This is a genomic window from Paenibacillus solani (assembly GCF_001277345.1).
Lineage (GTDB): Bacteria > Bacillota > Bacilli > Paenibacillales > Paenibacillaceae > Paenibacillus_AQ > Paenibacillus_AQ solani.
Map to the genome: position 1 here is coordinate 1,730,103 of NZ_LIUT01000001.1, position 26,349 is coordinate 1,756,451.

The window sequence follows — 26,349 nt, forward strand, 5'->3', positions numbered from 1 at the left end:
AACCTAACGCCACAAAGTGGAGCCCCAAAACAAATACTTTTCATAGTAACCTTATTTGCGGCAGACTGAACGAAATATCGTTCTGTCTGCCGTCTTTTTTAAGATATTAGAATTTATATGTTTGTGGGGTTATTTCAGAGACAATTTGTTTACAAGTAGGTGAAGTTTCGGAGACATCTTTACTTTATATTTGGAAAAGTCAGCGAAGATAGTTTCCATTCTTTTTACAAGGATCGTCTTCACGGATGACAAGGGGGCTTCCCGGAGGGGGGAAGGCTATTCCATGAACGAATGGCTGCCCACGCTGCTTAAGGAATCTAACGGTAAAGAAAGGTGAGTCATGATGAAGAAAATAGGCTGGATATGGATTTGTCTAATTCTCTGTCTCTCCGCCTGCAGTGGAGCTCAGGGAAACAAAGGCGAAATGGCAATGAAAGGAGCGACAGCGGCGCAAGACGGAAGTACGAAAGAAAGTGTGGATTCAAAAGGACATGTGAAGCTCGTGTTCTCGACTTTTTATCTGAGCAATTACATGCAGACTGCTGTGAAGAAGTATGAGAAGCTGCATCCCAACATCGAGATTGAGCTGCAGGCTACACCCTTTGAGGGGAAGGATCTCGACGAGGTATCTGCAAATATTGAAAAATTCGTTACCTCCTCGAACACATCCATCTTGGCCGGCAAAGGTCCCGACCTGATTGAGCTTGATATGCTCCCGGCAGATAAATATGTAAGCCGTCATCTGCTTGTCAATCTAAGCGACATGATGGAGAAGGATTCATCGCTTCAGACGAAAGATTATTTCACCAACATCTTGGACAACTCGAAGATTGACGGGGGACTTTACGGGATGCCGCTTTATTTCTCCCTTGCCGGTTTGATTGGCGATGAGGATGCCCTCGGAAAGAGCGGAGTCAAGATCGATGACAGCAGTTGGACATGGAGCGATTTTACGGATATTGCCAAGCAATTGACACAGAAAGGTGAGTACAAGAATGTGCTCATTAGCGAACCGCATTATATGCTGAGCGAGATGGTCGCTGAAAACTACCGCCAGCTCGTCACAGAAGGAAACGGGAAAGCCAATTTCGATTCGGTGCGCTTTGCCGGGTTAATGCAGCAGATCAAAACGATGTTCGATGATGGCTTGCTTTACGACATGGTTACAGATGGCGGTGGCAGAGGCAGCGAAGCTACCAGGAATACGAAAGCTTATTTCAACGAAGAAACCATCAGTTCCCTCCGAGGGTATCTGTTGAACAATTTCGCCGAGCATACCAAGCTGTATGCCAAACCGCATCCGCAAGATGTGGGGGCTGGAGGTTATTTTAAAAACTCTGGAATGATCGGGATTAACGCAAGCTCGCCTCATAAGAAAGAAGTCTGGGATTTTATCAAATTTCTCATAGAGGATGAGGCGCAGTCTTATACCGATGTGTATGATCAAAGCCCTGGTTTTCCAATTAACAGAATTGCCTACGAAAAACAGCTGAAGCAGCTTAAAGACGAAGGAACGATTCATGAGGCTGATCTTCCCGCGGTCAAGGTTGACAATGCATCGCTGGACCAACTGGACGCCTATATTACGGGAGCCGTTCATTCCATCGAGAAACAGTCCAAGATTGATGAGATCATTTCCAATGAATCAAAGTCTTTCTTCAGCGGACAGAAATCAGCGGACAATGTTGCGAAACAAGTTCAGAACAAGATCAATCTATATCTCAACGAGTGAAACGATGAGGAGAATCGTCATATGAAAAAAATCGGGTTAGGATTATTGGTTAGCTGTTTTATAGCCTTCTCTTTAACCGCTTGCGGTAGTGGAAGCCCAACAGGGGCAGCATCATCAGCGGGAACCAGCGGCGGCAATGAAGCGTCCGCAGGTACAAACGACGGTGGTTCGGTGCAGAGCACGACTCAGAATGATGAATCAGCCTCCGGTGGCAAAAAGACCATCGTCTTTTCGATGTTTTTCCCAGATGAACTGTTTCAGGAAGCAAAGAAGAATTACGAACAGCTTCATCCGAATATCGAAATCAAGCTGCAGACGGGCTATACCGACGATTCGCACATGGAGGCGGATGAGGAGAAGTTCGTCAAGAATACGAATACGGCGATGCTGGCAGGCAAAGGCCCCGATCTGCTCCAATCGGGTGAATATGTGAATATTCTGCCTACTGATAACTACGTTAAACATCATCTGCTGGTTGATCTCGGTGAATGGATGGACAAGGATTCCACTTTCCGAAAGGAAGATTATTTCGGTAATATCCTGGACAATTCTCGAACCGGCAAAGGACTTTACAGCATGCCGCTCGCATTCTTTCTGGAAGGCTTTGCCGGAGATGCAGATGCCATCGCGCAAACAGGGATTCAGATTAACGACAAAACCTGGTCCTGGAACGATTTTATAAATACCGCAAATCAGCTGGCGGCGGCTTCCAAGGTATACCCATCAGCGCTGGTATCTGGTGGACCCGAAAACCTGCTGGCAGACATTGCACTTGACAATTATTCCTTATTTGTGGATACGGAGAGCCGCAAGGGCAATTTCGAATCGGCCTCCTTTACCGGTCTGATGAACCAGGTGAAGTCCATGTACGACAATCATATCGTGACCACGGATCCTCGGAGCAAGGCTTATTTCAGAACCATCCATATCAACTCTCCTTGGGACTATCTCGTATCTCTAAGGGAATACGGCGAGAATATGAAGTATTACATGAAGCCTCATGCCCAGGAAACGACAGCCGGCGGTTATTTCCGGCCTTACAAGAGCATTTCCATGAATGCGAACTCCAAAGTGAAGGAGGAAGCGTGGGATTTCATAAAATTCTTGATGTCCGGAGAAATCGAAACGCCTTCCACGAAGGCAGGATTTCCGATCAACAAGAAATCATTTGCCAATCAGATCAAGCAATTGAAGGAAGAAGGAACGGTTAAAGCCTATGAGGAAGGCCCGCTGCAAGGAATGGCGATCAAAGTCGATCAGGCCAAGCTGAACCAACTGGAGAGTTTGGTGGGTGGAGCCACTCATCAGGTCGAGTACAAGTCCGCCAAAGTGAATGACATCATCGTAAATGAGTCCAAAGCCTTCTTTGCCGGACAGAAATCCGTAGATGATGTCGCCAGGCTCATCCAGAATAAAGTAACGACCTATCTGAATGAATAGAAGAAGTTTAAGGAGATGGATGCGCAAAGACGGGATGAAAGCTTTATGGTTCATGGCTCCCAGCCTGATCGGCTTTGCTTGCTTTTATATCATCCCGTTCATAATGGGCATTTACGAATCGTTCACGGACGGTTCATTGGAGGGCACATTAGTTGGCTTCGATAACTACAATGAAGTGCTAAGCAGCGGCTCCTTCCACAAGGCATCGGTAAATATGCTGATTTTTACCGGCATTGGCGTTCCGCTGGTCATCGCGTTGTCGCTCATTCTGGCATTACTGCTGAATCGGCCCTTGTTTATGCGCAATTGGCTTCGAACCTCCTTTATTATGCCGCTTGTCGTACCCGTCGCATCCGTTGTGATGATCTGGCAGATCCTCTTCGATTGGAACGGAACCTTAAATGCATGGCTGCACCATTTCCATAAAGAGAGGATCGACTGGATGCAATCGGATTGGTCGATGAGCGTGGTCATCCTCATGTATTTGTGGAAAAACATCGGCTACAACATGATTTTATTTCTGGCCGGACTTCAATCCATTCCGAAGGATTATTACGAGACGGCACGTGTTGAGGGCGCGGGGCGGTTCCGTCAGTTGTTTCACATTACGCTAATCTATTTGACGCCTACAACATTCTTTGTCGTGCTGATCTCCATCATCAATTCTTTCAAGGTCTTTCGGGAGACGTATCTGCTTGCAGGCGATTATCCGTATGACCGGATCTATATGATGCAGCACTATATGAACAACATGTTCTCCTCGCTTGATATTCAGAAGCTGACGGCTGCAGCCACGCTGATGGTCGGCTTCATCGTCATTCTGGTGACGGGACTATTGAGCGTTGAGCGCCGATTTCGGGATAACTTGGAGTGACCAAAGGGAGGCTCATCATGAAAAATATACGGTGGATTCCAAAGCTGGTACTGACGCTGCTGCTCGGATTGTTAGCCGTTGTCATGCTGGTACCGATTCTGCTTACCTTTACGAACTCCCTGATGACGGAGCAAGAGATTGGGCGGAATTACGACCTTCTGGGGCAGATGATCGACGTTGCGAAGGGTGGCAAGGACGCGTTCGTCAATCTGAAGATTATTCCTGATTGGCTATCCTTTGGACAGTATGCCGAGGTACTGGTTCTAACCACAAAATTTCTAAGGATGTTCTGGAATTCCGTCGCCTTGGTCGTGCCGATTGTTGCCGGACAGGCGGTCGTCGCCTCGCTTGCGGCTTATGCCTTTGCCAAACTTCGCTTCATCGGAAGGGACAAGCTGTTTATGCTTTATTTAATGACCATGCTTATGCCGTTTCAGGTAACGCTTGTTCCGAATTATATCGTTATAGACAAGCTTGGACTTATGAACCATACCGCCGCCATTATTTTACCTGGCATCTTTGGAGCCTTTGGCGTCTTTATGATGCGACAATTCATGGCCCATATTCCCGGAGCGTATTCTGAAGCGGCCATGATGGACGGTGGAGGAGCATGGGTCATCTTCTGGCGTATTATCCTGCCGCTGGCGAAGCCTGGTCTGGCCGCGCTGACGGTTCTATTGTTCGTCGACTATTGGAACATGATCGAGCAGCCGCTCATATTTTTGCAAGATTCCTATAAACAGCCGCTGTCTCTATATCTTGCACAGATTAACAAAGACGCACTGGGAATCGGATTTGCCGCATCGGCATTGTATATGGCACCCATGATTCTTCTATTCCTGTATGCCGAGTCTTATTTTATTGAAGGCGTTCAATTGTCGGGCATAAAAGGTTAGTTTTAGTACTAGGAGTGATGGATATTGGAAGAGGTAATTTCCCGGTCAAGAAAACGCAAGGTTAGCATAATAGCCGGACTGTTTACAGGTCTTCTGCTTGTACTGACTTTTGCAGGTAACACCCTACAAGCCTTGACGCTGCCTAAGGTAGTGATTACATCGGTAAACAAAGGCTCGCTGGTTCATTCCTATGTTGGCCGATCGACGATAAATCCAGAGGAGGAGAGGGAACTTATCCATCCTTCGGGCTGGAAAGTCGACAAGGTGCTCGTTAAAAAAGGAGAGATGGTGCATAAGGGACAAGTTCTTATACAATATGACGGCAGTGAGGTTAAGCAGCAGATGGCTGTGGAGCAGTCTGCTCTGAAGAAGCTGAATCTATCAATGGAGCTTCTCGAATATAATGTCATTCAAGCGATGCAGGAAGAAGACGAGGCTCTTCTTATAAGTGCATCCAGCGCGTTCGAAACGGCAAAGCTTGATATTGCTGCACAACAGCAGCAGATCGAGAACCTGAAACATACGCTTTCAGTTAATCGGCAGATGGTAGCCCCTTTTGACGGTATCGTTATAGAGATTGGTGCGATGGAGGGATTAAGTTCTACCGGGAAACCGGATATCACGATGAGCCATTTGGCAAAAGGGTATGGGTTAGAAATGTATGTACCGTCAGGTATCGCTACCACGCTGAGCGTAGGGGATGTTCTGGATAACATCATGCTTGAAGGCAAGGAAGAACCATCAATTACGGGTGAGATTGAAAGGATAGAAGAGGATATGAACTCGCTCAGTCCCGATGTTAACGAAGACGCTGAGAAATCAAGCGGTTCCATGACACGTTTGTTCGTTAAACTAAAAGGGAGTGGGCTATCCGGTGGCGAACAAGTGAGGATCAGTATAGTCAAAACTAAGAGCAGCGAAGGGATCCTCATACCGAATAAAGCCATTCACAAGGACAGCCAGGGCGCTTATGTCTATACCATAAAAGAAACACAAGGCCCTCTCGGCAATGCATATTATGCTGTTCGTACGTCAATTCAAATTACCGATTCCAACAGCCATACTACCTCCGTTGTCGGTGGTCTGTTCGATCAACAGGAAATTATCGTGGACAGCAGTGATCTTATTATGGATGGAGCGCGTGTCAATGTATATAACCAAAACTAACACCGATATGTCGCCAGCCAGAAAAATAGGATTGACAGTACAAACCAAAAGATGTTGAATTATCCGGCAACCAAAGCATGGTTTATGGGGTTTATATAGTGATAGGTGCTAAGCTTATTTATTATTTATGTGCAATGGAGGGGGATATGAAAAATACGCTTATGAAAAAGCCCGAATTCCTTAGGTTTTCAAGACGGAATCGTGATGAGTGACAGGTCATGGCGAGTCTTTTTTGTTGTGGTTGCATTGATCGTACTGACTGGAGTCGTCTATTCATTGATTCAATCCAGCACTTCTTTTAAAGAGCTGATGAAGGATCAAGTTTATGATACAGAGAAGATAAGTTTTATGAAAATTGATAAAAGGGACAGTTCATACGGTGAGAATAGTGTGGAAATTACCGACCCGGCAACTATAGATCGAATTATAAATAGCTTCTCTAATGCGAAATTGTGGAAAACTGAAAATTATGGAAGAGGTACGGAGTACATGATCTGGGTTAATGTCGAGTACACCCCCTTCGTCATATATTTTACAGAACCGGATGTTATCAAGATATCTTTCAATAGAAGTTTACATAAGAAATATTCCTGGAGTTATAGGATGGTCAATGGCTATGACAAATCGATCATTGAAGATCTTTTTAAGGAAAAGTAGAGGTGTTTCGCAATTCCAAGATATTATTCATAAGGGAGCCGCGCCCATCGCGGTTTTTTTTTGTGCTCATATGGACTTTGCCATATTTTTTATGCGGTTTTTCCCGAATAATGTCCGCTTTTCGTTTGCTGCATGGTTATATAGGTATCCAAGTTTCTAGAGAGGAGGGGAAGAGTCATTAACGCTGAAACAATTGAAAAATATGTTCAACAGATTCAGGAGGGGCACGCAGAGGCATTTATTCCTATTGTAAGTGAGTACCAGCGCCAAATGTATATTTACTGCTGCCGACTACTGGGTAGCGAACAGGAAGCGGAGGACGCCGTGCAGGAAATCTTCTTGAAGGCATACAAATCGATCACAAAGTATAAGCCTTCGGTCAGCTTTAACGCATGGTTATATAAGATCGCTTACCATTATTGTCTGAATGTAATTCATCGACGGCAATTATCGCAGAAGCTCGGGAGATTGTGGAAAGGACAGATTTTCGCCGAAAGTGCAGAGCAGGAGTATTTAAGAGGGACATTCAGCGAACCGCTAATGAGAGCCCTTGTGAATCTTACGGTACAGGACAGAAGCTTATTGATTCTGTATGCATTTCACGACAAGACGTATGCAGAAATAGGCGAAATAACAGGAAAGTCATCGGAAGCCATCCGTAAAAAGATAACCCGAATCAGAATGAAGCTGAAGGATGCCATGAATAAATGGAAGGAGGAAGAACAATGGGAAACATCGTTGATCCAATCGAAGAGTTGAGGCAGCAATCTGTACCGGACAGTCATTTTCGTGATGTTGAGTTTGTTTCAAGAGTCAGACAACATATTGAGGACGAGCAGCATAAAAGTCGTTCAAGACTCCAATCTTTCAAGCGAAAAACCGTAATGTCTATCATGATTTCCTCTATATTACTAGTCTCGTTCACTGCATATGCAGCAACAGGGCATATACAAATTTTTAATAGTAAAGGGGAAATTGTTCTAAAAACAGCCGATCCGTCGACATCAGGGCTGCCAGCCAAACTGAGCAATCTACTGGAGGAATACAGGACGAGGGTAAAATCCATGCTGAAGCCCGGAGAGCTGGCCGCATATTACATCAAGGATGATTACATTAATAAGGACAATGGGTACGACACGGCGAATCATATAAAATTTGAATATCAACCAATAGACTATCGTTCATATGATGATTTCCAGAAAGAGCGTGTTCATACTTCAGCACCCATTCTAGAGGTACCTGGTTATCTTCCCAAGGGCGTGAAATTCGCTTACGGTCAAGTATTTCCTTATGGGCCGGCACCTTCAGGAGAAAAGGATCGTGTGAAATACTTAGAACTAGAACAAAGATTGATGAGTCAGGCCTATTTATCGAGCAGTGGAGAGAAGCTGTTTGTAGAAAAGCTGAAATGGTCGAAAGCATTCAACTCCTTTATGTACTTATCCGATGGCAAGAGCAGCACAGCTATATCGATCATGGCGGGGTATGGTCAAAGTGCAAGCTTAACGAAGTCTCTGGATGCTTCCTCAGAGAAAATACAGCTAAAACATGTCGAGGCCATTTACCTCCATGATGAGTCAGATGGAGACAAGATCAGTTGGTATGATAGTAAACGAAATATCGTATATACCATTATGGTAAATGTAAAAGGTCTAATGACTAAGAATGATCTGAAGGCAATGGCAGAGAGTATGATTATCGACTAAATAAGAGAACGGACAGCAGGCTGCCAAGGGGCAGCCTGCTTCTTAGATTGTCGAAACAGAACTGAACAGAATCAACAAAAAATAGAATTGACAGCACATAACAGAGATGTTAAGTTATCCGAAAAATGGTGCGTGCTATTCTAACTAAGATAAGACTTTTCGATCGCGCTAATTGTGCAATTATCTTAAGCTAATCATGGAGGGGGAAGATGTGGTGGATTATACGGAACCGAATTTTTCACGATGTGCGGTTATAACCATCGATACGCAGAACGATTTTAGTTTGCCTGGCGCGATTGCCGAAATAAAGGGAACGCATGAAGTCATCCCACAAATGAAACGTATTCTGGAGGCAGCAAGAAAGAGCCACATCCCTATTCTGCACGTGGTACGGATCTATAAGGAAGACGGATCGAATGCTGATATATGCCGCAAAGCCTTGATTGAATCCGGCGCGCAGATTGTTAGTCCCGGCTCGTCAGGTGCTGAGTTGGTTGATTCCATCAAGCCTTCTTCAGACGCAAACTTAAGTCATGAGGAGCTTCTGAGCGGAAAAATGCAACCCCTCGGCGATTTGGAATGGGCGATGTATAAACCGAGATGGGGCGCATTCTATCAAACCGATCTGGAAGATTTCTTGCGAGGTAAAGGAATCGATTCACTAGTGTTCATCGGTTGCAATTTCCCGAATTGTCCAAGAGCGAGCATGGTACAAGCAAGTGAACGTGATTTTAAGGTCGTTATGATTGAAGACGCCATCTCGGGTGTTTATCCGCATGGGATTGAGGAACTCATCCGTATCGGTGTAAAAGCCTACACCACCGAACAAGTTATTTCGCAATTTAAATGACAGATCGATGAGAAATGAATACATAGATAATATATAAGGGGGGAAGTGAAATCATGAAGGAGAAGGTCATGGAGGCCTATGATAAGCTGGCTGGAGACTACGAGAGACATGTGGATTCACAGAGTGGGCATAATGCATTTTATGAGAGACCAGCTATGCTCAGCATGCTGCCTTCAGATCTGGGGCAGATGACCGTGCTTGATGCAGGATGTGCCGCAGGGTGGTATACGGAGCAATTCATTCAACGGGGAGCCCAGGTGACGGCAATTGATCTCAGCCCGGCGATGATTGAGGCATGTAAGAGACGAGTGGGCAACAAAGCAAATGTATTTGCATGCGATATGAACGAGGAGCTGCCATTTGATGATGAGACGTTTGATCTGATCGTAAGTTCACTAACACTTCATTACATCGAGGATTGGACTCCAATCTTTCGAGAGTTTCAGCGGGTGCTGAAGCACGGAGGAAGTTTGATCTTCTCTGTTCATCATCCTTTTATGGATTTTAAACATTTTGATCGCCATGACTACTTCGCCCGTGAGTTATTGACGGAGACATGGAACAAACCGGAAGCAGGCCCTGTCGAGGTTACTTTCTATAGAAGACCGATTCAAGAAATCATGAACGTAACTTCCTCCAGGTTTAACATCGAACAAATCGTTGAGCCGCAGCCCAGTATAGCGCATAAGGATAATCCGGAGGCGAAGGAATGGATGGCGAAATGGTATGATCGACTGATGACAAACCCTCATTTCTTAATCGTGAAGGCCAGGAAATCCGTTGATTGAGAGGAAGCTGCGAGCATCGCAGTTTCTTTTTTAGTCTGGAGGGAATCTGATGTACACCTGAGTAAGCCGACGATCAGTAGTTCGACAGATCCAGGATTGTTCCGACAGTTCCGCTATGGTAACATCGGATTAAGAGTCGATCGGTGTCATGAACGATCCACCATTAGCAGATATGGAGTCTACACTATGGGAACACCTTACTCGGCGACCATCACGTTTATTGTCACAGCAGGTGTATTAAACATTATTTTGGGATTATATGCACTGTCCGGACGTTCGAGAGTTATAACCGTCAAAAGCTTTGTCGTCTTCTGTATGCTGTCTGCAATCTATACCTTCGGTGCCGCACTGGAATTGTCCAGCAACACGATCCAAGAGATTCGTTTCTGGATTAAGTTTGAGTATTGGGGCATGCCATTTCTGCCGCCTCTTAATTTGATTATTATCTTGTCATATCTTGGCATGGAGCGATACTTGAAGCGCAAACTGCTCATTGCTATGTTTGCTATTCCTTTCGTGACCCTCCTGCTTGTGCTGACGAATGAATGGCATCATTTCTATTACCGGAACATCGTGCTTAACATAGGCGCAGCAGGCCAGAGGGTTGATATCCTTATCGGTCCCTGGTATATCATCCAGGGGGCTTATACCTTTGCTTGTATGATAGGTGGGGCTATTCTGCTCGTGCGGAGTTTGCGCAGGATGCCATCTTACCGGTTTAAGCTTGTTATCATGTTGACCGGTCTGGTTCTGCCCCTTATTGGCGATTTTCTGTATCTATGCGGACTAACCCCTAACGGAATGGATCCGATCCCCGTTATTATGACCGTTACTTCCACTCTCTATCTATGGGCGCTTACTGCCAAGGGCTTGTTTCATGTTGTTCCCATCGCAAGGGATAGCCTTTTTACGAGCATGAGAGATGGTGTTCTTATACTGGATCTGGACAATAGATTGATTGATTATAATCCAGCCTCAGCAGCTATGCTGCCTGAACTCCATCCTTCAGTTATAGGAGAACCCCTGGAAGCCTTATGGCAGCATCATTCAAGTCAGCCCATTTACACGATGGAGGAACGAACGGGAATGGAAGCGGAAGACGCGGACATTCAAGAAATTCGGTGGCGACTGGGAGACCAATCGTATAATTATCAGATTAGGTCCTCCGCTATACGGAACCAGGGAGGACATGAAGCTGGGCGATTGATTGTCCTTATAGATGTGACGGAAAAGACGCGCCTCCAGGAAGAATTGAGACAGCTAGCATATTATGATGGCCTGATGCGAATCTATAACCGCAGCCACTTCATGAATCTCAGTTATAGTCTTCTAAGCCAAGCTGTTCGGGATCATCAACCTATGTCATTCCTATTATATGATATTGATCATTTCAAACGGATTAATGACGATTTTGGCCATGACTTTGGCGATCAAGCACTCTTGCATGTTGTTGAGTTATCCCGTAGTTCGCTTCGTTCGGAGGATGTGTTCGCTCGTTATGGCGGCGAAGAGTTCGTAATTGCCCTACCAGGCTTAACGTTGTTAGAAGCTGAAGACGCAGCAGAGCGTATACGTTCAGCACTGTTATCAAAGCCTATGATCACTTCGCTGGGACCTGTTCGGGTTACAGCCAGCTTCGGCGTAGTCTCTGTTGGTTCAAGCTATTTTGATAAGTCTGATGCCAGGCAATGGGAATGGGATATAGAACTGAAGAGAATTTTGAGGTCGGCGGATCAGTCACTCTATGAAGCTAAACGATCCGGCCGTAATACAATCAGAGTGTCGGAAGAGGAAGTATCACCCGATGCTTAATAGACAACCCGTGAAACATAGTGGAGTTTATGTGTATAATAGCATGTAGTTAGACCATATCAGCAATGCGATACATCACAATAAAGGGGAGAATTCCAAATGCAATGGAATGAAATTACGACACTGGAAGAATGGGATACGATTTTGAACAAATCCTCAGAACGAGGCCAAGTTATTTTGAAGCATAGCACGACATGCCCGGTGAGTGCCAATGCTCTGGCAGAGTTTGAAGCTTATTTAGCTAAGACACCAAACGGCGAGGTAGATTACACACTGGTGAAAGTCATTGAATCACGCCCGGTCTCCAATAAAATTGCCGAAGATTTGAATGTGAAGCATGAGTCACCGCAAATTATTTATGTGAAGGACAAGAGTAAGTATTGGACAGCTTCACACTGGGCGGTTACGACAGAACATGTCTCAGCGGTCCTGGATTAGAACCCAGCATAGGTATGTTAAGGCGAGGTGCAGATCATGAGGGGAATGGAAGAACTAACATCCATTGAAGCCATAGAACGGTTCATTGCAAACCATCCATTTAGCTTCTTATATGTGTCCAGGCAGGATTGCAGCGTTTGCCATGCGATCTTACCTAAATTAAGAGAGCTGCTAGAACGTTTTCCTTCTATTTCGTTGGGACATATACAGGCGGAAGCCGTGGGCGAGATTGCATCCAAATACTTGATTTTCACTGCACCAACACTCCTCCTCTTCATTGAGGGTAAGGAAATGCTGAGAGAGGATCGTTTTGTACAGTTTGGCGTGTTGGAACGAAAACTGGAGAATCTGATCGAGCTCCTTAACTAGGAATCTATATAACGCTACGAAAAATATAAAGGCGATATTCCAAAGTCATGAGACTTCTGGCAATATCGCCTTTTTCATTTTATGGATTCATTTCCTTTAGGGAAGAAGTTTTACTGCGCGCACTAGAATTGAGACGATTAATTTGCTCATCCAATACTGCACTTGCCTTACTTAAGAACTGTGTAATGAGTTCAAGTTCTTCTTCCGAATAGGAGGAAGCCAGATCAATCATGGAAGCATGAAGCGGAAGGTACGTGCTGCTGACCTCTTCTTTATTCTCATACAAAGGAACAATGATGACTTTACGGCGGTCATTGGGGTCGTTCTCTCGACGAACATATCCATTTTTTTCAAGACGGTCGATCAATGCAGTAACACTGCCTGTTGTAAGTCCGGTTAGTTTTGAGAGTTCACCGGCCGTAATAGGTCCTTTCTCTTGCAGGATATCTATGGAAATAAAGTCGTTATTGTATAAACCAAGAGAGGAAGCTACATGCTGTTGGTACAATACAGTTCGGGTTCCAAGTCCTCGCATGCGTAAGGTAAAATTCACCTGCTGTTCTGTTGGTTGTTCCTGTCGATTGCTTGACAAAAGACTGACCTCCTTTTAAGATGTAAATATCTTGATGGTAAAGATATTTAACGAACGAGATATTTGATGATCGTGTTAATAGGTCGAATACATTCTATCGGAATCTCTGCAGATTTGCAAAGAGGATAAACACTTATTTCTCAGCGCCCCGCAGACTTCTGAACAACATTCATATTCTTGCAGATACATTCATTTGTAATTGGAGGGCTTTCCTGTGAAAGATACCATTATTATTAAAGGTGCTCGGGAGAATAATTTAAAGAATATCTCGCTTTCGATTCCCAAGTACAAGTTGGTCGTTCTGACGGGTCCATCAGGTTCAGGTAAATCAACGTTGGCGATGGACACACTCCAGCGGGAATGTCAGAGACAGTACATGGAATCCATGGGAATGGCATCGGACTCGATCAGTAAGCCGAAGGTTGATACTATCGAGGGATTGTCTCCTTCCATCAGCGTCGGACAGCATGTCACCAACCGTAATCCGCGTTCAACGGTAGGAACCGTAACCGATTTATATACTTATGTGCGTTTTATCTTTTCCAGATTGGGCGAACGGACTTGCCCATATTGCAAGGCCAGGATTGCTCCTTCTTTTGAGCCGACAAGTAAGCTTGTGGAGGAAGACGAACCGGTAGAGTATCAAACCACGGACTGTCCACATTGTGGAACTGAGCTTGAGAAGCTGGGTATGTCACACTTTTCATTTAACAAGCCGGAAGGAGCCTGCCAAACTTGCAGCGGGCTTGGTCATGCAGTCAGCATCGATGAAGATGCGGTTTTTAATCAAGAGCTCAGCATTCGAGAGGGAGGAGTTTCTTCTCTGAATGGAGTCCACCGAGATATTCAAATTCGTATTCTAGTAGCTGCTGGCAACCACTTTGGATTTGGTTTTGACCCGGACCTTCCATTGAAAGACTACAATGATGTTCAGCGTGATCTGCTGTACCACGGTGTAGAGAGTGAGGCATTTAAGCGACATTATCCGCATATGAAAGCTGTTCAAGGCACTAAATTTGAAGGTATCATCCCGGGTTTGTGGCGGCGTTACAAGGAGAAAGAGGAGGCCGGTAATCAGGAGAAAGATGGTGGCTTTTTCCGTGAGCAGCTTTGTCCGGAATGCCTGGGTACACGCTTGAAGAAGGAGGTTGCACAAGTTCGGGTAAATGGCTCATCGATTTCAGAGGTCGCGGAATGGTCCCTGAGCCAAATGTTCGAGTGGATGAACGGGCTGCAGGATTCAATCCCATCCGATGGTCTGCATCTGTTGGAGCCCATATTGGATGATATGCCTGTCCGACTAAAACGGATCATGAATGTAGGGCTCGGCTATCTCTCGATGAACCGGCAGACCGTGCCACTCTCCGGTGGAGAAGCACAGAGGCTTCGTCTTGCATCGCTGCTCGGATCAGGTCTGACCGGGGTGCTGTATATTCTGGACGAGCCAACGACAGGACTGCATCCGCGGGATACCCTTGGACTTATCCGTGTACTTCAGGAACTTCGCGATCTTGGAAACACAGTGCTCGTGATCGAGCATGATGTTGAAATGATGCGTGCTGCTGATCATGTGATTGATATCGGTCCTGGTGCTGGAATATATGGAGGAGCTGTAGTAGGTGAAGGAAGCCTGAACGACTTGATGACAAGCGAGCATTCGATAACCGGTGCTTATTTAAGGGAAGAGGGAATGGCTGTTTCCAGCCGTATTCGACGGAAGGGGAATAGTCAGCATATTACGATTCGAGAAGCGAAGTTTCGGAATATTGATATTCCTGTTGTTTCTTTTCCACTTGGCAAACTGGTTTCCGTAACGGGGGTTTCGGGTTCTGGCAAATCAACATTAGTATTCGATATTCTTGCTCAAGAAAGCACTAAAGGGGTTATACCGACAGGATGTAAGGAAATAACCGGCTTGGATCAAGTGGGTAATATCGTTATTTTTGATCAAACACCGATAGGCCGAATGCAGCGTTCTAATGTTGCGACCTATACAGATGTATTTACTTACTGGCGGCAGATGTTCGCCAGCTTTCCGGAAGCCAAGGAAAGAAAATTAACGTCCAAGCATTTTTCTTTTAACACATCGGGAGGACGCTGCGAGACTTGCCAGGGGCTAGGAACGCTCTCACTTGATATGAACTTCATGCCTGATCTGGAAGTGAGATGTCCGGACTGTAAGGGAAGAAGGTTTAACGAAGATGTTTTGCAGGTTCAGTATAAAGGTTTGTCTATTTCAGATTTGCTGAACTTGTCGGTGCAGGAAAGTCTCACCATCTTTGAGTCAGAAAAAAAAGTTGCAGCTATCATCGAGATGATGTGCGAGGTCGGATTGGGTTATCTGAAATGGGGACAGTCGGTCAAAACCTTGTCTGGCGGAGAAGGACAGCGTATCAGGCTGGCTAAAGAATTAAGTAAACCATCGAAGAACCATACGCTATACTTGCTGGATGAGCCAACAACAGGACTTCATCCATCAGATATCAAGCAGCTTCATAACCTGCTTGATAAATTAGTGGAGACAGGAAATACGGTTGTTGTCGTTGAGCATAGTCTGGAGCTAATAAGGGAATCCGACTGGGTTATCGATATTGGACCGGATGGTGGCGCAGCTGGTGGCAGATTAGTTGCCGAGGGGACTCCGGAGCAGATAGCAAAAGTGCCGACCTCTTACACAGGCATGTTTCTGTAAAACCGTGACAGGTCTATATGGAAGGAAACCGCGAAAATCGCGGTTTTTTTGCTTGCAGAAAAACTGTACACAAAAGGAAGCATTTTAGAATAGGGGAACAAAAAAATTCAAATATTTGTCGTAAAATAGGACCTTGATTGCATATGAAAATTACTAAAGCATTAAAAAATGATGCATAATAGCCGATCTATTAATAGTACAAAAGATGTCCTTTCTATATAAATATGATTCATTTAGACTGAATTTCGCATAACAGAACGTTCGCGTGAACAATAAATAACACGGCAGGATTTACGTGATTCTTTACATATGAACATTGCTGAAAAATGTAATAAATTTATGAAAAGAATCAGAAATATATGTGATGTTCAGGAAAGTGGGTGATGCGATACATTTGATAATGGAGGTACCCGTATTTGGTGAGTACATAATAGATATATAAAGGAGAGAAACCAAGTGAGCAACTCAAAAGCGTTCTCAAAGAGAATGCCCTTTAGAAACCTTAGTATTGTTACAAGAAATATGATGTGGACGAGTCTTTATATCTTCATCACGGGCGCTATTGTGATTGGCTCAAGCTTCTATATCCAGGACAGCGTGCTGACAAAACAGCTGCAGTCTGATTCGGGAAGTATTATGGAGACCTTGGTTAAATCCGTATCGGTCAAAGACGCAGAAGAGGTAAAAAGGACCACTGACCGGGAAGCCGATATCCAGAAAAAATTGACCAACGTATTTGATGAATTATCCGTGCATTATCCTAATATCGCTCAAGGATATATTTTTGGACCGGAGCTTGTAGATGGCAACAAGACAACGATTGTCGCCATGCCTACGGCAGTACTTGACATGTTTGCCGAAGAAAATCTGAATCTGGGCGATCTATATGAACAGCCAAAGATTCATGCAGATGCCGTCCGTGAGATGCTGGAATCGAAAAAATTAGTGTTTACCAAAGCTTATAAAGACAATTATGGTACCTGGATCACAGTGCTGCATCCATTCTTGGATGCAAAGGGCGATATTTTTGCTTATATGGGTATCGATGTCGACGCAAGTTTGATCGCTACCGGTAAACAAGAGTTAATTAAACAAACAGTCGTTGCGCTATTGATTACTCTGGTCATCGTCTTATTACTTCAATACTTCACGATAAGACGGACATTCGCACCGATCAAAGCTTTAATGGGAGCTCTGGATAAACTCAGCAAAGGTGACTTCACGGTTCAATTAAAAGCTGGAGAAGATGAGCTTGGACAAGTCAATGCCAAATTTAACACAACAGTCCATCATATCAATGAGCTTGTCACAACGATCAAATCGGTATCAGAACAATCCGCTGAACAGTCCAAATTTCTCTTCTCTGCTGTGGAAGTCAATAATAACAAATCTTCAGCGATTGCTACGAATATGGAAGAAATGTCGGATCGAGTCGCCTTACAGAGTACATCGATTACCGAAAGTGTTGTTTCACTTGAGGAGATCTCCTCGGGGGTATCGACGATTGCAGGCAATACATCGGATCTATCCGAAATATCCATACAGATGAAGGAACAATCAGAACGAGGGAACCAAAATGTAGAGCAGGTTATCCAGCAGATGCATTCGATTGATCATTCCGTCAAAAACTCGGTGGATATTATCGAGAAGCTGCAGAATCGATCACATGAGATTGGTCAGATCGTACAGGTTATTACTGACATTGCCACCCAGACAAATCTGTTATCACTTAACGCGGGCATCGAAGCGGCAAGAGCAGGTGAAGAGGGGCGCGGCTTTGCAGTCGTAGCCAGCGAAGTGAAGAAGCTATCGGAGGAATCCAGGCATTCCGCTGACCAGATTATTGAATTAGTTCGTTATATACAGGATGAAACGGCGCTTGCAGTTGAAGCCATTAGTGAAGGAGAACACAATGTTGCCAAGGGAATTGAGGTTGTAAAAGAAACTGGTGAGCTGTTTAAAGGGATGCTGTCGGCTACCGATACGGTGACCAGTCAAATCCAAGAGGTCTCTGCAGCAACACAGCAGATGGTTGCCGAGACTGAGCAAATTACTGCTGCAATTAAACAACTGGCCGAGCTGGCAGAGCGGAACTCCACTGTGTCGGGTGAAATCCGAATCAGTGCCCAAGAACAGCAGGCTTCCTTCGTTAAAATCTTTGAATCTGCAGAGCAGATCAGTCAGGTTTCTGCTGAACTGGAAACCCTTGTGAATAAATTGCGAGTGTAATGCTGAAAGAAGAAAAAGTAGAGATAAAAGATGGAGCTGAAACTTTGAATACAACATTGATTATCGAACAAGGCAAAGAATATTGGTTGAATGAGCTGCAGCAACCTTTACCGGGATTCTATCTGTACACCGATGGTCCAGCGCATCTTCAGCATCAAGAACTAGATCATATGGTGATAAACCTTCATATCGCTACCGACAAGGTTGAACGGTTCCGCGATTCATATAACATCAAAGCATGGATGCTGACAAACTATATGGTATTACTATACCGAATGACTCATGATGCCGATTTGCTGATTGGAGTGAATAATGAGAAGGGGAACTTGCTTCCGCTAAGAGTTAACATAAACGGGAACGATTCATTCATTCAGCTTTATAAGCAGATTTCAGCCAAACTGGAGCAGATCGAGGCAAGTCGTCTTTCTCTTGCAGATATGGAAGAAATACTTGGTCAAACCATTACCCTGCAGACGATCTATGGACTTAATGGGAACGGTTATGCATATAATGCCAGCTGGTTAAACTGGATGGTTCAAGAAGAGAAGAGAGACCACTGGACTCTCCATGTCTCTTATGATCGATCCCTGTACAATGAAGGGACGATTGAGAAATTCAGCAGGCATTTTGAGCAGCTTGCAGTGGATGCTCTTGAACATATGGACATCCCAATTGGCCGATTATCGATGATGACAGATAAGGATCTGGATGCCTACGCTATTCTCAATGATACGAAGCAAGAACTTCCGCAAGATCCAACGATTGTAGCGATGTTCGGCTCGGTTGTGGCGCGCTTCCCGAACAGAATTGCACTCTCATCTGATCAGAAGCAAATCACATATAAACAGCTTGACGGTTTGTCAAACCAAATTTCACATATGCTACTAGCCCAAGGACTTCGTAAAGGCCAGTTTGTGTCGATATTTATGGATCGAGGACTGGATACGATTATTAGTATGCTCGGTGTTCTCAAAGCCGGCGGTGCCTACATCCCGATGGATCCCTCACATCCGGATGACAGAAATGCTTATATTATTGAGGATACGAAATCGGCTATCATTCTTACACATCCGAGTTACACAGCGAAGCTGGATGGATTATTGGCTGGTTTTGATACGAAGCCTGAATATTTCTGTCTTAATGATGACCAGATTCATTCCTATCCGACCGATGACTGCGGTGTTTGCGTTGAAGCTGAAGATTTGGCTTACATTATCTACACTTCCGGATCTACGGGAAAACCGAAAGGTGCATTGATCGCCCATCAAGGGGTCGTGAATTTGGCACTGGCCAATCAGAAGAAATTAGAGATGAGTGAGCAGGATATTATTCTCCAATATTCAACGTTCAGCTTTGATGCTTCGGTTTACGACATATTCGGATCGCTAGCATGCGGCTCTAGGCTGCACCTTCTAACGGATGATCAGCGTTTCTCCATTGACGCTTTTACACAAGCGGTGGTAGAAACCAATGCTACACGTATTGCGATATTGCCTACCGTATTCTTCAATCAGTTGGCTGCGCATTTGCCGGTAGAAGATACCTACAAATATCGCGATATCAAGACGATCGTAGTTGGCGGGGAAGCATTGGCAGGAGAAACCGTTCGTATGTTCCAGAAGAAACTGAAGTTTCCTATTGTAAATCTATATGGACCTACTGAAACTACGGTGGTCGCCACAGGGCATGTTGTGGATTATGAGGTGCCGGATGATCTGGCCACGGTGTATATTGGGACACCATTTGATAATTATGAACTGTATATCGTGAATGAGCATAATGAATTATGCCCAACTTGTGTTACTGGGGAGCTGCTGATCTGCTCGGTTGGCGTAGCCAAAGGGTATCTGAATCAGCCGGAAAAAACGAAGGAAGCCTTTATCCAGGATCCTGTCACACCTGAATCGGGAAAGCAGTTTTATCGTTCCGGAGATTTGGTCCGCCTCCTGCCGAATGGGCAAGTGGAATACCGAGGTAGAAAAGATTCGCAGGTGAAGATACGGGGATTCCGGATCGAGATTGGAGAAATTGAAGATAATCTCGCGAAGCATAATGATGTTAAGGATATTGCGGTTATTCCGAGAACGGACGAAAACGGAACTAAAATACTGGCAGCTTTCTACACTACGAATAACGGGCAAGCTGCTTCCGCTAAGGAACTTGCGCAGTTCTTGAGTCAAAAGGTGCCAAGCTATATGGTTCCTAAATATATATGTTTCATCGAAGAGATGCCATTATCACCTACAGGTAAGATTGACCGTAAAAAGCTTGCATTATACGAGTTATCGTTGGAAATGGAAGAAGACGATACCCATTATGTAGCACCTGTTAACGATATCCAGATGGACGTGAGCACTGCATGGGAACAATCATTAGGACTATCTAAAATCGGAATTCACGATGATTTCTTTGAAATAGGCGGTTATTCTTTGAAAATCCTAGAGATACTGGTGCTCCTTAAGCCACGTTATCCACAGCTCAAGATCAATGATTTCTTCGTATATCCGACCATTGCGAAGTTAGCGGAGAGAGTAGAGGAATTGGGAGAACAAGGAACTCATGCGGATCATATAGAGGATAAGGATCTTCCGATACAAGACTTGGCTGAGTATCCGATCTCTTTTCCTGTACGCGAAATTTCTGGACAACCGCGCTTCACTCAGCAGCATGTTTTACTGACCGGAGCAACGGGATACCTGGGATCGCATCTGCTGTATGAATTGCTGCAGCAATCAACTGCCTCCGTATATTGTCTGATTCGACCATCGCAGCATATGCAGCCGTATACTCGGCTGGAGCAAATCATGATTGGTTATTTTGGAGAAGATGTTACATCGTTGATGGATAAGCGAGTGTTTGCCATACAGGGTGATTTGGAGCAGGAGCATCTGGGGCTAGGAGTAGAGGAACGTACAATGCTTGAAGAGCGTATCGACTCTATCATTCATTGCGGAGCAGAAGTGAAGCACTTCGGAGATTCCGACTATTTTGCCAGAGTTAATGTAGTGAGTACGGACCGCTTGTTGGCCTTGGCCCAGACCAGACCGCATATTCGGTTCCACTTCATATCTACGCTTGGTATCCCTGAAGATTTGGCATTGGGTGGTCAATGGGATTCAATCGTTGCTGGCACAGGATATGAAGGATCGTCCATCGAGAATGTGTATACGAACAGCAAGCTGGAGGCGGAGAAGCTTGTCATTAAAGCCGGTACAGAGAAAGGTATTCCAACATCAGTTTACCGCGTGGGGAATTTGTCATGTAACTCGAAGAACGGTGTATTCCAACGCAACATAGACAATAACGCCTTTTACCGAATGTTAAAAGCGATGCTGCTCTTGAAGACTGCGCCTGATGTAAAATGGGAAGTGGATATTACGCCGATTAACTATGCCGGAGAAGCAATTACAGCATTGCTGCTTCAGGATGAAACGGTAGGTCGGGTGTTCCATATATGCAACCCGGCCGCCATTTCCTATGAAGACATGGTGGGGCAGTTTAAAGCCCAAGGATATGACATATCATTGATGGATTGGAAGGAATACGAGGCTTGGTTATTGGATCCGCAGCAGCCGAAGAACAAGGAAGGCCTGGAGCTGGCAATGGCGCAATTTGAAGGTGACGGCGCTAAGAATTCCATTTATCGGTATACTTGTCCACAAACATCGGCATTCCTGCAGAATACAGGGGTGGCATGTGCTATACCGGATAAGCCATTTTTTGAAAAAATGATCGAATATGCCGTAAGTATCGGGTATTTCGTTAAGCCTGAATAAGAGCAGATATGTACAAGCATGAAACCGCGAATCGTTTTCGCGGTTTTTTGTATTGTTGTCATGTGTTACGGTAAGAAGAAAGAGATGTTTTTATTGACACAATTATGGTACGATCATGCTGAAATTTTAGTCAGTAACACCAAATGAGGTGGCCCATGAACAAGGAACGATGGAAGCAGGCGGAAACAGCGCTGGCTAATATGAAGGTTATTAAGAATGGTGTCAACGACCCCGTAACGATTGAGGGTGAATCAGATCAACTGCGTTGCATCGGAATCGGTACGGATGCTGCCGTATTCGTCTATGAATCTATGCCGGCCTATGCGTATAAGCTATATGCGGAGGAGGCGCTTCCCAAAAAGGAAGCGGAAGTTAAGGTCTATCATGAACTGATGGGCAGCCCTTATTTTCCTGAATTTTATGGAGCTGGCGAACGTTATGTGGCGATCAGCCACGAATCGGGATTAACCCTTTACGATTGTCTGCTCTATGGTGTGCCCGTTCCTAGGCAAGTCATCGACGATGTCGAAGCAGCACGCTCTTATGTGCGGAGCAAGGGATTAAATCCAAGGGACATTCATTTGAAGAATGTTCTATTGCAGGAAGGCAGAGGGAAGGTGCTCGATGTCTCAGAGTATGTTCAGGACGGAAACGACAAGCGATGGGAGCATCTCGTGTGGGCTTACGATAACGTATACCCGCTGCTTGAAGGCAAGAAGCTGCCGCTTTGGGTATTGGAGGCTGTGAAGAACGGATATTACCGTCTTGACCCGTCGAGCGTGAATATGCAGGAATTTGCAGATCGGATCAGCAAGCTGTTTTTCAGAAAATAGGCACGGAATGCTTTTCTCTTGTGCAGTACTAAGAACAGGGCAAGCAGGTTATCATAACACAAAAGGAGTGTGTGACGAATGAAACTGCTTGTAAAATTGTTGGTGCATGGAGTCTTGATCACTTCCCTGCTCGTATCACTTTCCAATACTCCCTTCACAGGGGCATTATTGACGGCATTAGGAATTGGTATCGTTGCTTATCTGGTGGGGGATTTGTTTATTTTGCCTCGTACCAGCAATATGTTCGCAACGATAGCGGATGCCGGTTTGGTATTTGTCATGTTATGGGTCATTAGAGAGGTTACAAATTGGACCGTAGATTTCCCTGAAATACTCCTGTTAGCCATATTCGCCGGATGCTTTGAGTATTTGTTTCATATGTGGCTCAGAGGCGAAAATTTGTTTAAAAAAAATCAACGAGTTTCGTAGAAATCATATACAGAAATTTACACTGAGACATATAAAACAAGGCTGCCATATCGTGATGGAAGCCTTGAAGGAACAATAAACTTAGCCCCATTGCTATATTGAAGCAATGGGGCTAAGTTTTCTATCAACAGTTAAGGCTTCGCGTTCTTCCAATAAGTATACGCATGTACCAGATTACCTGCATATGAAGGTGAATCTTTCAATAAATCAGGCAGCTTGGCGAGTTCTTGCTCCATGTAGGCAGCTCCTTCTTCATAGAAGGTGATATGGTCGCCTTCGTGGCTGGCTTTGATCTCTACCGATAGCTGGATCGGCTTGCCAAGCTCATCTGCAAATGCAATCTCTTCTTTGGACACTCCGACAATCCCGTTCGAACCTGCCGCAACATCCCGGAAGGCCATAAGAGAAACATGGTCCATTCGTTGAATCATCCACTTGCTAAGAGACATCTCTTCACCGGGTATGTTGTATTTATCCAGCCAAACGGCCATGTCCATGCTGGCTTCCAGGTTGGAATCCTTCTTCAATTCAGTAACGAATGCATCCAGATTCGAAGTCCATTCCGTAATAACCTGCTGTGTATTTTCGTGCCAAGCTGGCAGCACATAAGGCTCAATATCCAGGTGTATGCCGTGAAAACGGGCTTGGCCTTCCACAGCTCGATTATAGTCCTTCACGTATTGGATTAGCCGCATCATTCTTGGCCGATTCTCTTCTAGCGCCCAGATCGGATGACCGCCCATAGCATGAACCTCGATTCCTGCTTCAGCCGCTTGTTTAACAAACGATGAGAACGAAGTATATGGCTGCTCCAGGTCCAGCCGTACATATAGCCAGTTCAGCTTTTTTTCTTTGGCAAACGCAAGAATTTCCTGGCTGTTATGAATCACTTCAGACGCTTCCCATATATAGGTTCCTCTTACGATGGGATCACGATTTACGGGATCCGCATCGGGCACACGCCCGTTTTCTCTCGGATCAGGTTCCGGTTCAGGGGCGGGGGATGGGGAAGTTGGTTCGTTGCCGTCAGGCGGTGCCACTTCATCATTTGTCATGCTCTGCCAATTGCGAATGTCGTGAATGGCAACCCCGGCAAAAGATGCATAGGAACCGAGTACGCTAGCCAGATGATCCAATTTCCGATTCATCTGTTCCTTGCTTTGCCCATAAAAGCTGGTGTGAGATTCACCCGGCATTTCTTTGGTATTCACACCAATCATTACATGCTTTCCAAGCCGGTCGGCAAGCTCCAGCTCATGACGCGTCAGATTAAGGATGCCATGCTCGGACTCCACCTCATTCCGATAAGCCATTATGGTGACATGGTCAAAAGTTCTGATCAGCCACTCATCGAGGCTCTGTCCATTCGCCAAGGTATACGAATCAAACCAGAAAGGGATATCAATCCCAAGTTCTAGTCCGCTGCCGGAAACCCGGCTTAGGAACATGTTCAGATTCTGCTCCCAGCTGGCAATGATCTTCTGATGATCCGTCTCCCATTGGTTCAGTACATAGGGTTCGATATCCAAATGAATTCCGTCAAATCTTGCATCAGCCGCAACCTTGCCATTATAATCGTTCACCCAATCAGCGAGATCGAGCATATCATCGGCATGTTCGGTGAGAGCCCATCCGGGATCACCTCCCAAGGCATGAACTGCGATTTGATCTTCATGCGCACGCCGTATAAATGCTTCGTATGTGTCTGATGACATCTGACGATCGATCTGCAAGTAAATCAGGTTAATTCCTTCTTCACGCGAGAAACCAAGCAGTTCTTCGCCGCCATCTTGAATCAGATTGGTCTGCCATATCCAGGTTGCCTTCTTTACTGCATTCTCGCCGTAGACTGGGGTGTGCAGCCCTGCCAGTATCATGACCACCAAGAGGCCGGCAAGCTTCCGGTAACCCTTTGCCTTCAATGTTTTCCCTCCATTTCTCTGTGAGAACTCCATAGATTCTCTATATCGTAAACGGGGTTATTATAGCATTGATGTTTCGAAAAATGATGAGGCCATATTCTTAGAGGACAGACTGTAATCGCTGAACCGAACAGTTGATCGGTATAGAAGGAACTACTCAATAATTTCAAATTATTGGATAAATCATATAATTTATAATAATTAGTACAAAATAAGGCGAAATACTCAGGAATAAAGAAGCGATTCCCATACACATATGACCCAGTTTCCCTATTTAAAAATGGGATTAGCGTTTCAGGGCCAATAGGGGAAATTACATTTTTCAGACCGGTAATTTCAACCATCATAGTGAACACACCTTAAATTCGTGGGCGTGGAGGTTTGGATATATTTATGACCATAACCTGGGTTCGTGCTGGATAAACCGTATAAAGCTCTGAATTGACGTCTATCCTAGAACTAAAACGTAAGGTGGAGCTAACATGATTAATTTGGAATCGAGTCTGGAGAATATTGAAGATCGTTTCGTGAACATCGATACCTACCTGTGTAAGCATAATTTTTCTTTAGCGGGAAACTGGGATTACAAGCATGGGTACCTGGATAAGCGGTTGGATCAGGAGCGGATGGTGTGGTTGCGGATTCCTTTTCGAGTTACCCAAGGCAGCCTGGACGGCGAATGTGGAGGATGCCAAGCCATGGTCAGGCTAGGTCGGCCTTTTGTATTCAGACATATCTACAATAAGGGAACCGATAAGCATGCGGCCCCTCATCTTCTCGGAGCAGTATTTGATCAATTCCAGTCTCCCATCGATCCGGATGCTTCTTTGGATGAGATGTGGGTTGAGGAAGCGAAAAAAGTTCTGGTTGAGGTGGAGACTGGCTATTTGCAATGAATTTCAGTATCTGGTTCTTAGGTTGATCATTTCCCAGTTTGCTTTTAAAGCCGTGCAGATAATGTACGGCTTTTTTGGTTATGCTGATCGCGACAATCGGGGCTTATGTTATTTATGGGTGAACGCCTTGAGTAAATACTTTGAGAAAACTTTAAGAGATTTCGTAGAAGGAATACGAGGAGCAGCTATTTCATCTGGAACAAGTCTCAGATAAGCAGAAGGTGACGTTCATCATACTGCCGGTCACATAG

Annotated in this window: 21 protein-coding genes; 19 read left to right on the forward strand and 2 right to left on the reverse strand. The window is 45.0% G+C overall.

The features are described from left to right. Positions 1 to 424: 424 nt before the first annotated feature. The 13 genes from AM231_RS07850 to AM231_RS07910 all read left to right on the forward strand — a co-directional run bounded on the left by AM231_RS07850 (position 425) and on the right by AM231_RS07910 (position 12,729). Entirely contained in the window at positions 425 to 1,732 is a 1,308-nt protein-coding gene (locus tag AM231_RS07850; protein ID WP_165593378.1) for an ABC transporter substrate-binding protein, read from the forward strand. A gap of 21 nt (positions 1,733 to 1,753) precedes the next feature. Further along, complete coding sequence (locus AM231_RS07855) at positions 1,754 to 3,172, forward strand: ABC transporter substrate-binding protein (RefSeq protein ID WP_054402137.1); 1,419 nt, start codon at positions 1,754 to 1,756, stop codon at positions 3,170 to 3,172. Then, positions 3,165 to 4,046, forward strand: a complete 882-nt coding sequence (locus AM231_RS07860; RefSeq protein ID WP_054402138.1) for a carbohydrate ABC transporter permease — start codon at positions 3,165 to 3,167, stop codon at positions 4,044 to 4,046. The genes AM231_RS07855 and AM231_RS07860 overlap by 8 nt, the downstream gene beginning before the upstream one ends. Before the next feature lie 17 nt (positions 4,047 to 4,063). Beyond that, a complete protein-coding gene (locus AM231_RS07865; protein WP_054402139.1) occupies positions 4,064 to 4,942 on the forward strand; it encodes a carbohydrate ABC transporter permease in 879 nt (292 codons plus the stop codon). A 24-nt stretch (positions 4,943 to 4,966) separates the two neighbouring features. Next, the gene (locus AM231_RS07870) at positions 4,967 to 6,109 is read left to right on the forward strand and encodes an efflux RND transporter periplasmic adaptor subunit (protein WP_054402140.1); all 1,143 of its coding nucleotides are present in this window, start codon (positions 4,967 to 4,969) and stop codon (positions 6,107 to 6,109) included. 204 nt (positions 6,110 to 6,313) lie between these two features. Further along, positions 6,314 to 6,766 carry a hypothetical protein gene (locus AM231_RS29450; RefSeq protein WP_054402141.1) on the forward strand — a complete coding sequence of 151 codons (453 nt, stop codon included), beginning with the start codon at positions 6,314 to 6,316 and terminating at the stop codon, positions 6,764 to 6,766. Positions 6,767 to 6,979: 213 nt separating this feature from the next. Beyond that, positions 6,980 to 7,525: an RNA polymerase sigma factor gene (locus AM231_RS07880; protein ID WP_278044628.1), complete on the forward strand. Its 546-nt coding sequence runs from the start codon at positions 6,980 to 6,982 to the stop codon at positions 7,523 to 7,525. Next, positions 7,492 to 8,472, forward strand: a complete 981-nt coding sequence (locus AM231_RS07885; protein WP_054402143.1) for a hypothetical protein — start codon at positions 7,492 to 7,494, stop codon at positions 8,470 to 8,472. The genes AM231_RS07880 and AM231_RS07885 overlap by 34 nt, the downstream gene beginning before the upstream one ends. Before the next feature lie 214 nt (positions 8,473 to 8,686). Beyond that, complete coding sequence (locus tag AM231_RS07890; protein ID WP_242615087.1) at positions 8,687 to 9,322, forward strand: cysteine hydrolase family protein; 636 nt, start codon at positions 8,687 to 8,689, stop codon at positions 9,320 to 9,322. Positions 9,323 to 9,375: 53 nt separating this feature from the next. Beyond that, a complete protein-coding gene (locus tag AM231_RS07895; protein ID WP_054402144.1) occupies positions 9,376 to 10,110 on the forward strand; it encodes a class I SAM-dependent methyltransferase in 735 nt (244 codons plus the stop codon). A 186-nt stretch (positions 10,111 to 10,296) separates the two neighbouring features. Continuing rightward, positions 10,297 to 11,922, forward strand: a complete 1,626-nt coding sequence (locus AM231_RS07900; protein ID WP_054402145.1) for a histidine kinase N-terminal 7TM domain-containing diguanylate cyclase — start codon at positions 10,297 to 10,299, stop codon at positions 11,920 to 11,922. 99 nt (positions 11,923 to 12,021) lie between these two features. After that, positions 12,022 to 12,360, forward strand: coding sequence for a bacillithiol system redox-active protein YtxJ (gene ytxJ, locus AM231_RS07905; RefSeq protein WP_054402146.1), 339 nt, complete (start codon positions 12,022 to 12,024; stop codon positions 12,358 to 12,360). Positions 12,361 to 12,396: 36 nt separating this feature from the next. Then, positions 12,397 to 12,729, forward strand: coding sequence for a thioredoxin family protein (locus AM231_RS07910; RefSeq protein ID WP_054402147.1), 333 nt, complete (start codon positions 12,397 to 12,399; stop codon positions 12,727 to 12,729). A 79-nt stretch (positions 12,730 to 12,808) separates the two neighbouring features. Here the strand turns inward: AM231_RS07910 and AM231_RS07915 are convergent, their stop codons facing one another. Next, positions 12,809 to 13,264 carry a MarR family winged helix-turn-helix transcriptional regulator gene (locus tag AM231_RS07915; protein ID WP_207383606.1) on the reverse strand — a complete coding sequence of 152 codons (456 nt, stop codon included), beginning with the start codon at positions 13,262 to 13,264 and terminating at the stop codon, positions 12,809 to 12,811. 271 nt (positions 13,265 to 13,535) lie between these two features. Here AM231_RS07915 and uvrA point away from each other — a divergent pair, with 271 nt between their 5' ends. From uvrA to AM231_RS07940, 5 genes are all read left to right on the forward strand, one after another. Further along, on the forward strand, positions 13,536 to 16,013 hold the full coding sequence (gene uvrA / locus AM231_RS07920) for an excinuclease ABC subunit UvrA (protein WP_054402149.1): 2,478 nt from the start codon (positions 13,536 to 13,538) through the stop codon (positions 16,011 to 16,013). A 456-nt stretch (positions 16,014 to 16,469) separates the two neighbouring features. Further along, a complete protein-coding gene (locus tag AM231_RS07925) occupies positions 16,470 to 18,242 on the forward strand; it encodes a methyl-accepting chemotaxis protein (protein WP_054402150.1) in 1,773 nt (590 codons plus the stop codon). 44 nt (positions 18,243 to 18,286) lie between these two features. Beyond that, complete coding sequence (locus tag AM231_RS07930) at positions 18,287 to 22,018, forward strand: non-ribosomal peptide synthetase (protein ID WP_054403562.1); 3,732 nt, start codon at positions 18,287 to 18,289, stop codon at positions 22,016 to 22,018. Positions 22,019 to 22,173: 155 nt separating this feature from the next. Further along, positions 22,174 to 22,851 carry a protein kinase family protein gene (locus AM231_RS07935; protein ID WP_053493646.1) on the forward strand — a complete coding sequence of 226 codons (678 nt, stop codon included), beginning with the start codon at positions 22,174 to 22,176 and terminating at the stop codon, positions 22,849 to 22,851. Positions 22,852 to 22,929: 78 nt separating this feature from the next. After that, complete coding sequence (locus AM231_RS07940) at positions 22,930 to 23,280, forward strand: DUF2512 family protein (RefSeq protein ID WP_054402151.1); 351 nt, start codon at positions 22,930 to 22,932, stop codon at positions 23,278 to 23,280. A 131-nt stretch (positions 23,281 to 23,411) separates the two neighbouring features. On the opposite strand, the gene AM231_RS07945 is transcribed toward AM231_RS07940, so the two are convergent. Next, a complete protein-coding gene (locus AM231_RS07945) occupies positions 23,412 to 25,202 on the reverse strand; it encodes a hypothetical protein (protein ID WP_054402152.1) in 1,791 nt (596 codons plus the stop codon). 482 nt (positions 25,203 to 25,684) lie between these two features. Here AM231_RS07945 and AM231_RS07950 point away from each other — a divergent pair, with 482 nt between their 5' ends. Then, positions 25,685 to 26,098, forward strand: a complete 414-nt coding sequence (locus AM231_RS07950; RefSeq protein ID WP_053493643.1) for a YugN-like family protein — start codon at positions 25,685 to 25,687, stop codon at positions 26,096 to 26,098. Positions 26,099 to 26,349 lie beyond the last annotated feature (251 nt).

Excerpts from the sequence above, each read along its gene's own strand:
- AM231_RS07850 (WP_165593378.1), top strand. The coding sequence starts at position 425 with ATGGCAATGAAAGGAGCGACAGCGGCGCAAGACGGAAGTACGAAAGAA.
- AM231_RS07855 (WP_054402137.1), top strand. The coding sequence starts at position 1,754 with ATGAAAAAAATCGGGTTAGGATTATTGGTTAGCTGTTTTATAGCCTTC.
- AM231_RS07860 (WP_054402138.1), top strand. The coding sequence starts at position 3,165 with ATGAATAGAAGAAGTTTAAGGAGATGGATGCGCAAAGACGGGATGAAA.
- AM231_RS07865 (WP_054402139.1), top strand. The coding sequence starts at position 4,064 with ATGAAAAATATACGGTGGATTCCAAAGCTGGTACTGACGCTGCTGCTC.
- AM231_RS29450 (WP_054402141.1), top strand. The coding sequence starts at position 6,314 with ATGAGTGACAGGTCATGGCGAGTCTTTTTTGTTGTGGTTGCATTGATC.
- AM231_RS07885 (WP_054402143.1), top strand. The coding sequence starts at position 7,492 with ATGGGAAACATCGTTGATCCAATCGAAGAGTTGAGGCAGCAATCTGTA.
- AM231_RS07895 (WP_054402144.1), top strand. The coding sequence starts at position 9,376 with ATGAAGGAGAAGGTCATGGAGGCCTATGATAAGCTGGCTGGAGACTAC.
- AM231_RS07900 (WP_054402145.1), top strand. The coding sequence starts at position 10,297 with ATGGGAACACCTTACTCGGCGACCATCACGTTTATTGTCACAGCAGGT.
- ytxJ (WP_054402146.1), top strand. The coding sequence starts at position 12,022 with ATGCAATGGAATGAAATTACGACACTGGAAGAATGGGATACGATTTTG.
- AM231_RS07910 (WP_054402147.1), top strand. The coding sequence starts at position 12,397 with ATGAGGGGAATGGAAGAACTAACATCCATTGAAGCCATAGAACGGTTC.
- AM231_RS07915 (WP_207383606.1), bottom strand. The coding sequence starts at position 13,264 with ATGCGAGGACTTGGAACCCGAACTGTATTGTACCAACAGCATGTAGCT.
- AM231_RS07935 (WP_053493646.1), top strand. The coding sequence starts at position 22,174 with ATGAACAAGGAACGATGGAAGCAGGCGGAAACAGCGCTGGCTAATATG.
- AM231_RS07940 (WP_054402151.1), top strand. The coding sequence starts at position 22,930 with ATGAAACTGCTTGTAAAATTGTTGGTGCATGGAGTCTTGATCACTTCC.
- AM231_RS07950 (WP_053493643.1), top strand. The coding sequence starts at position 25,685 with ATGATTAATTTGGAATCGAGTCTGGAGAATATTGAAGATCGTTTCGTG.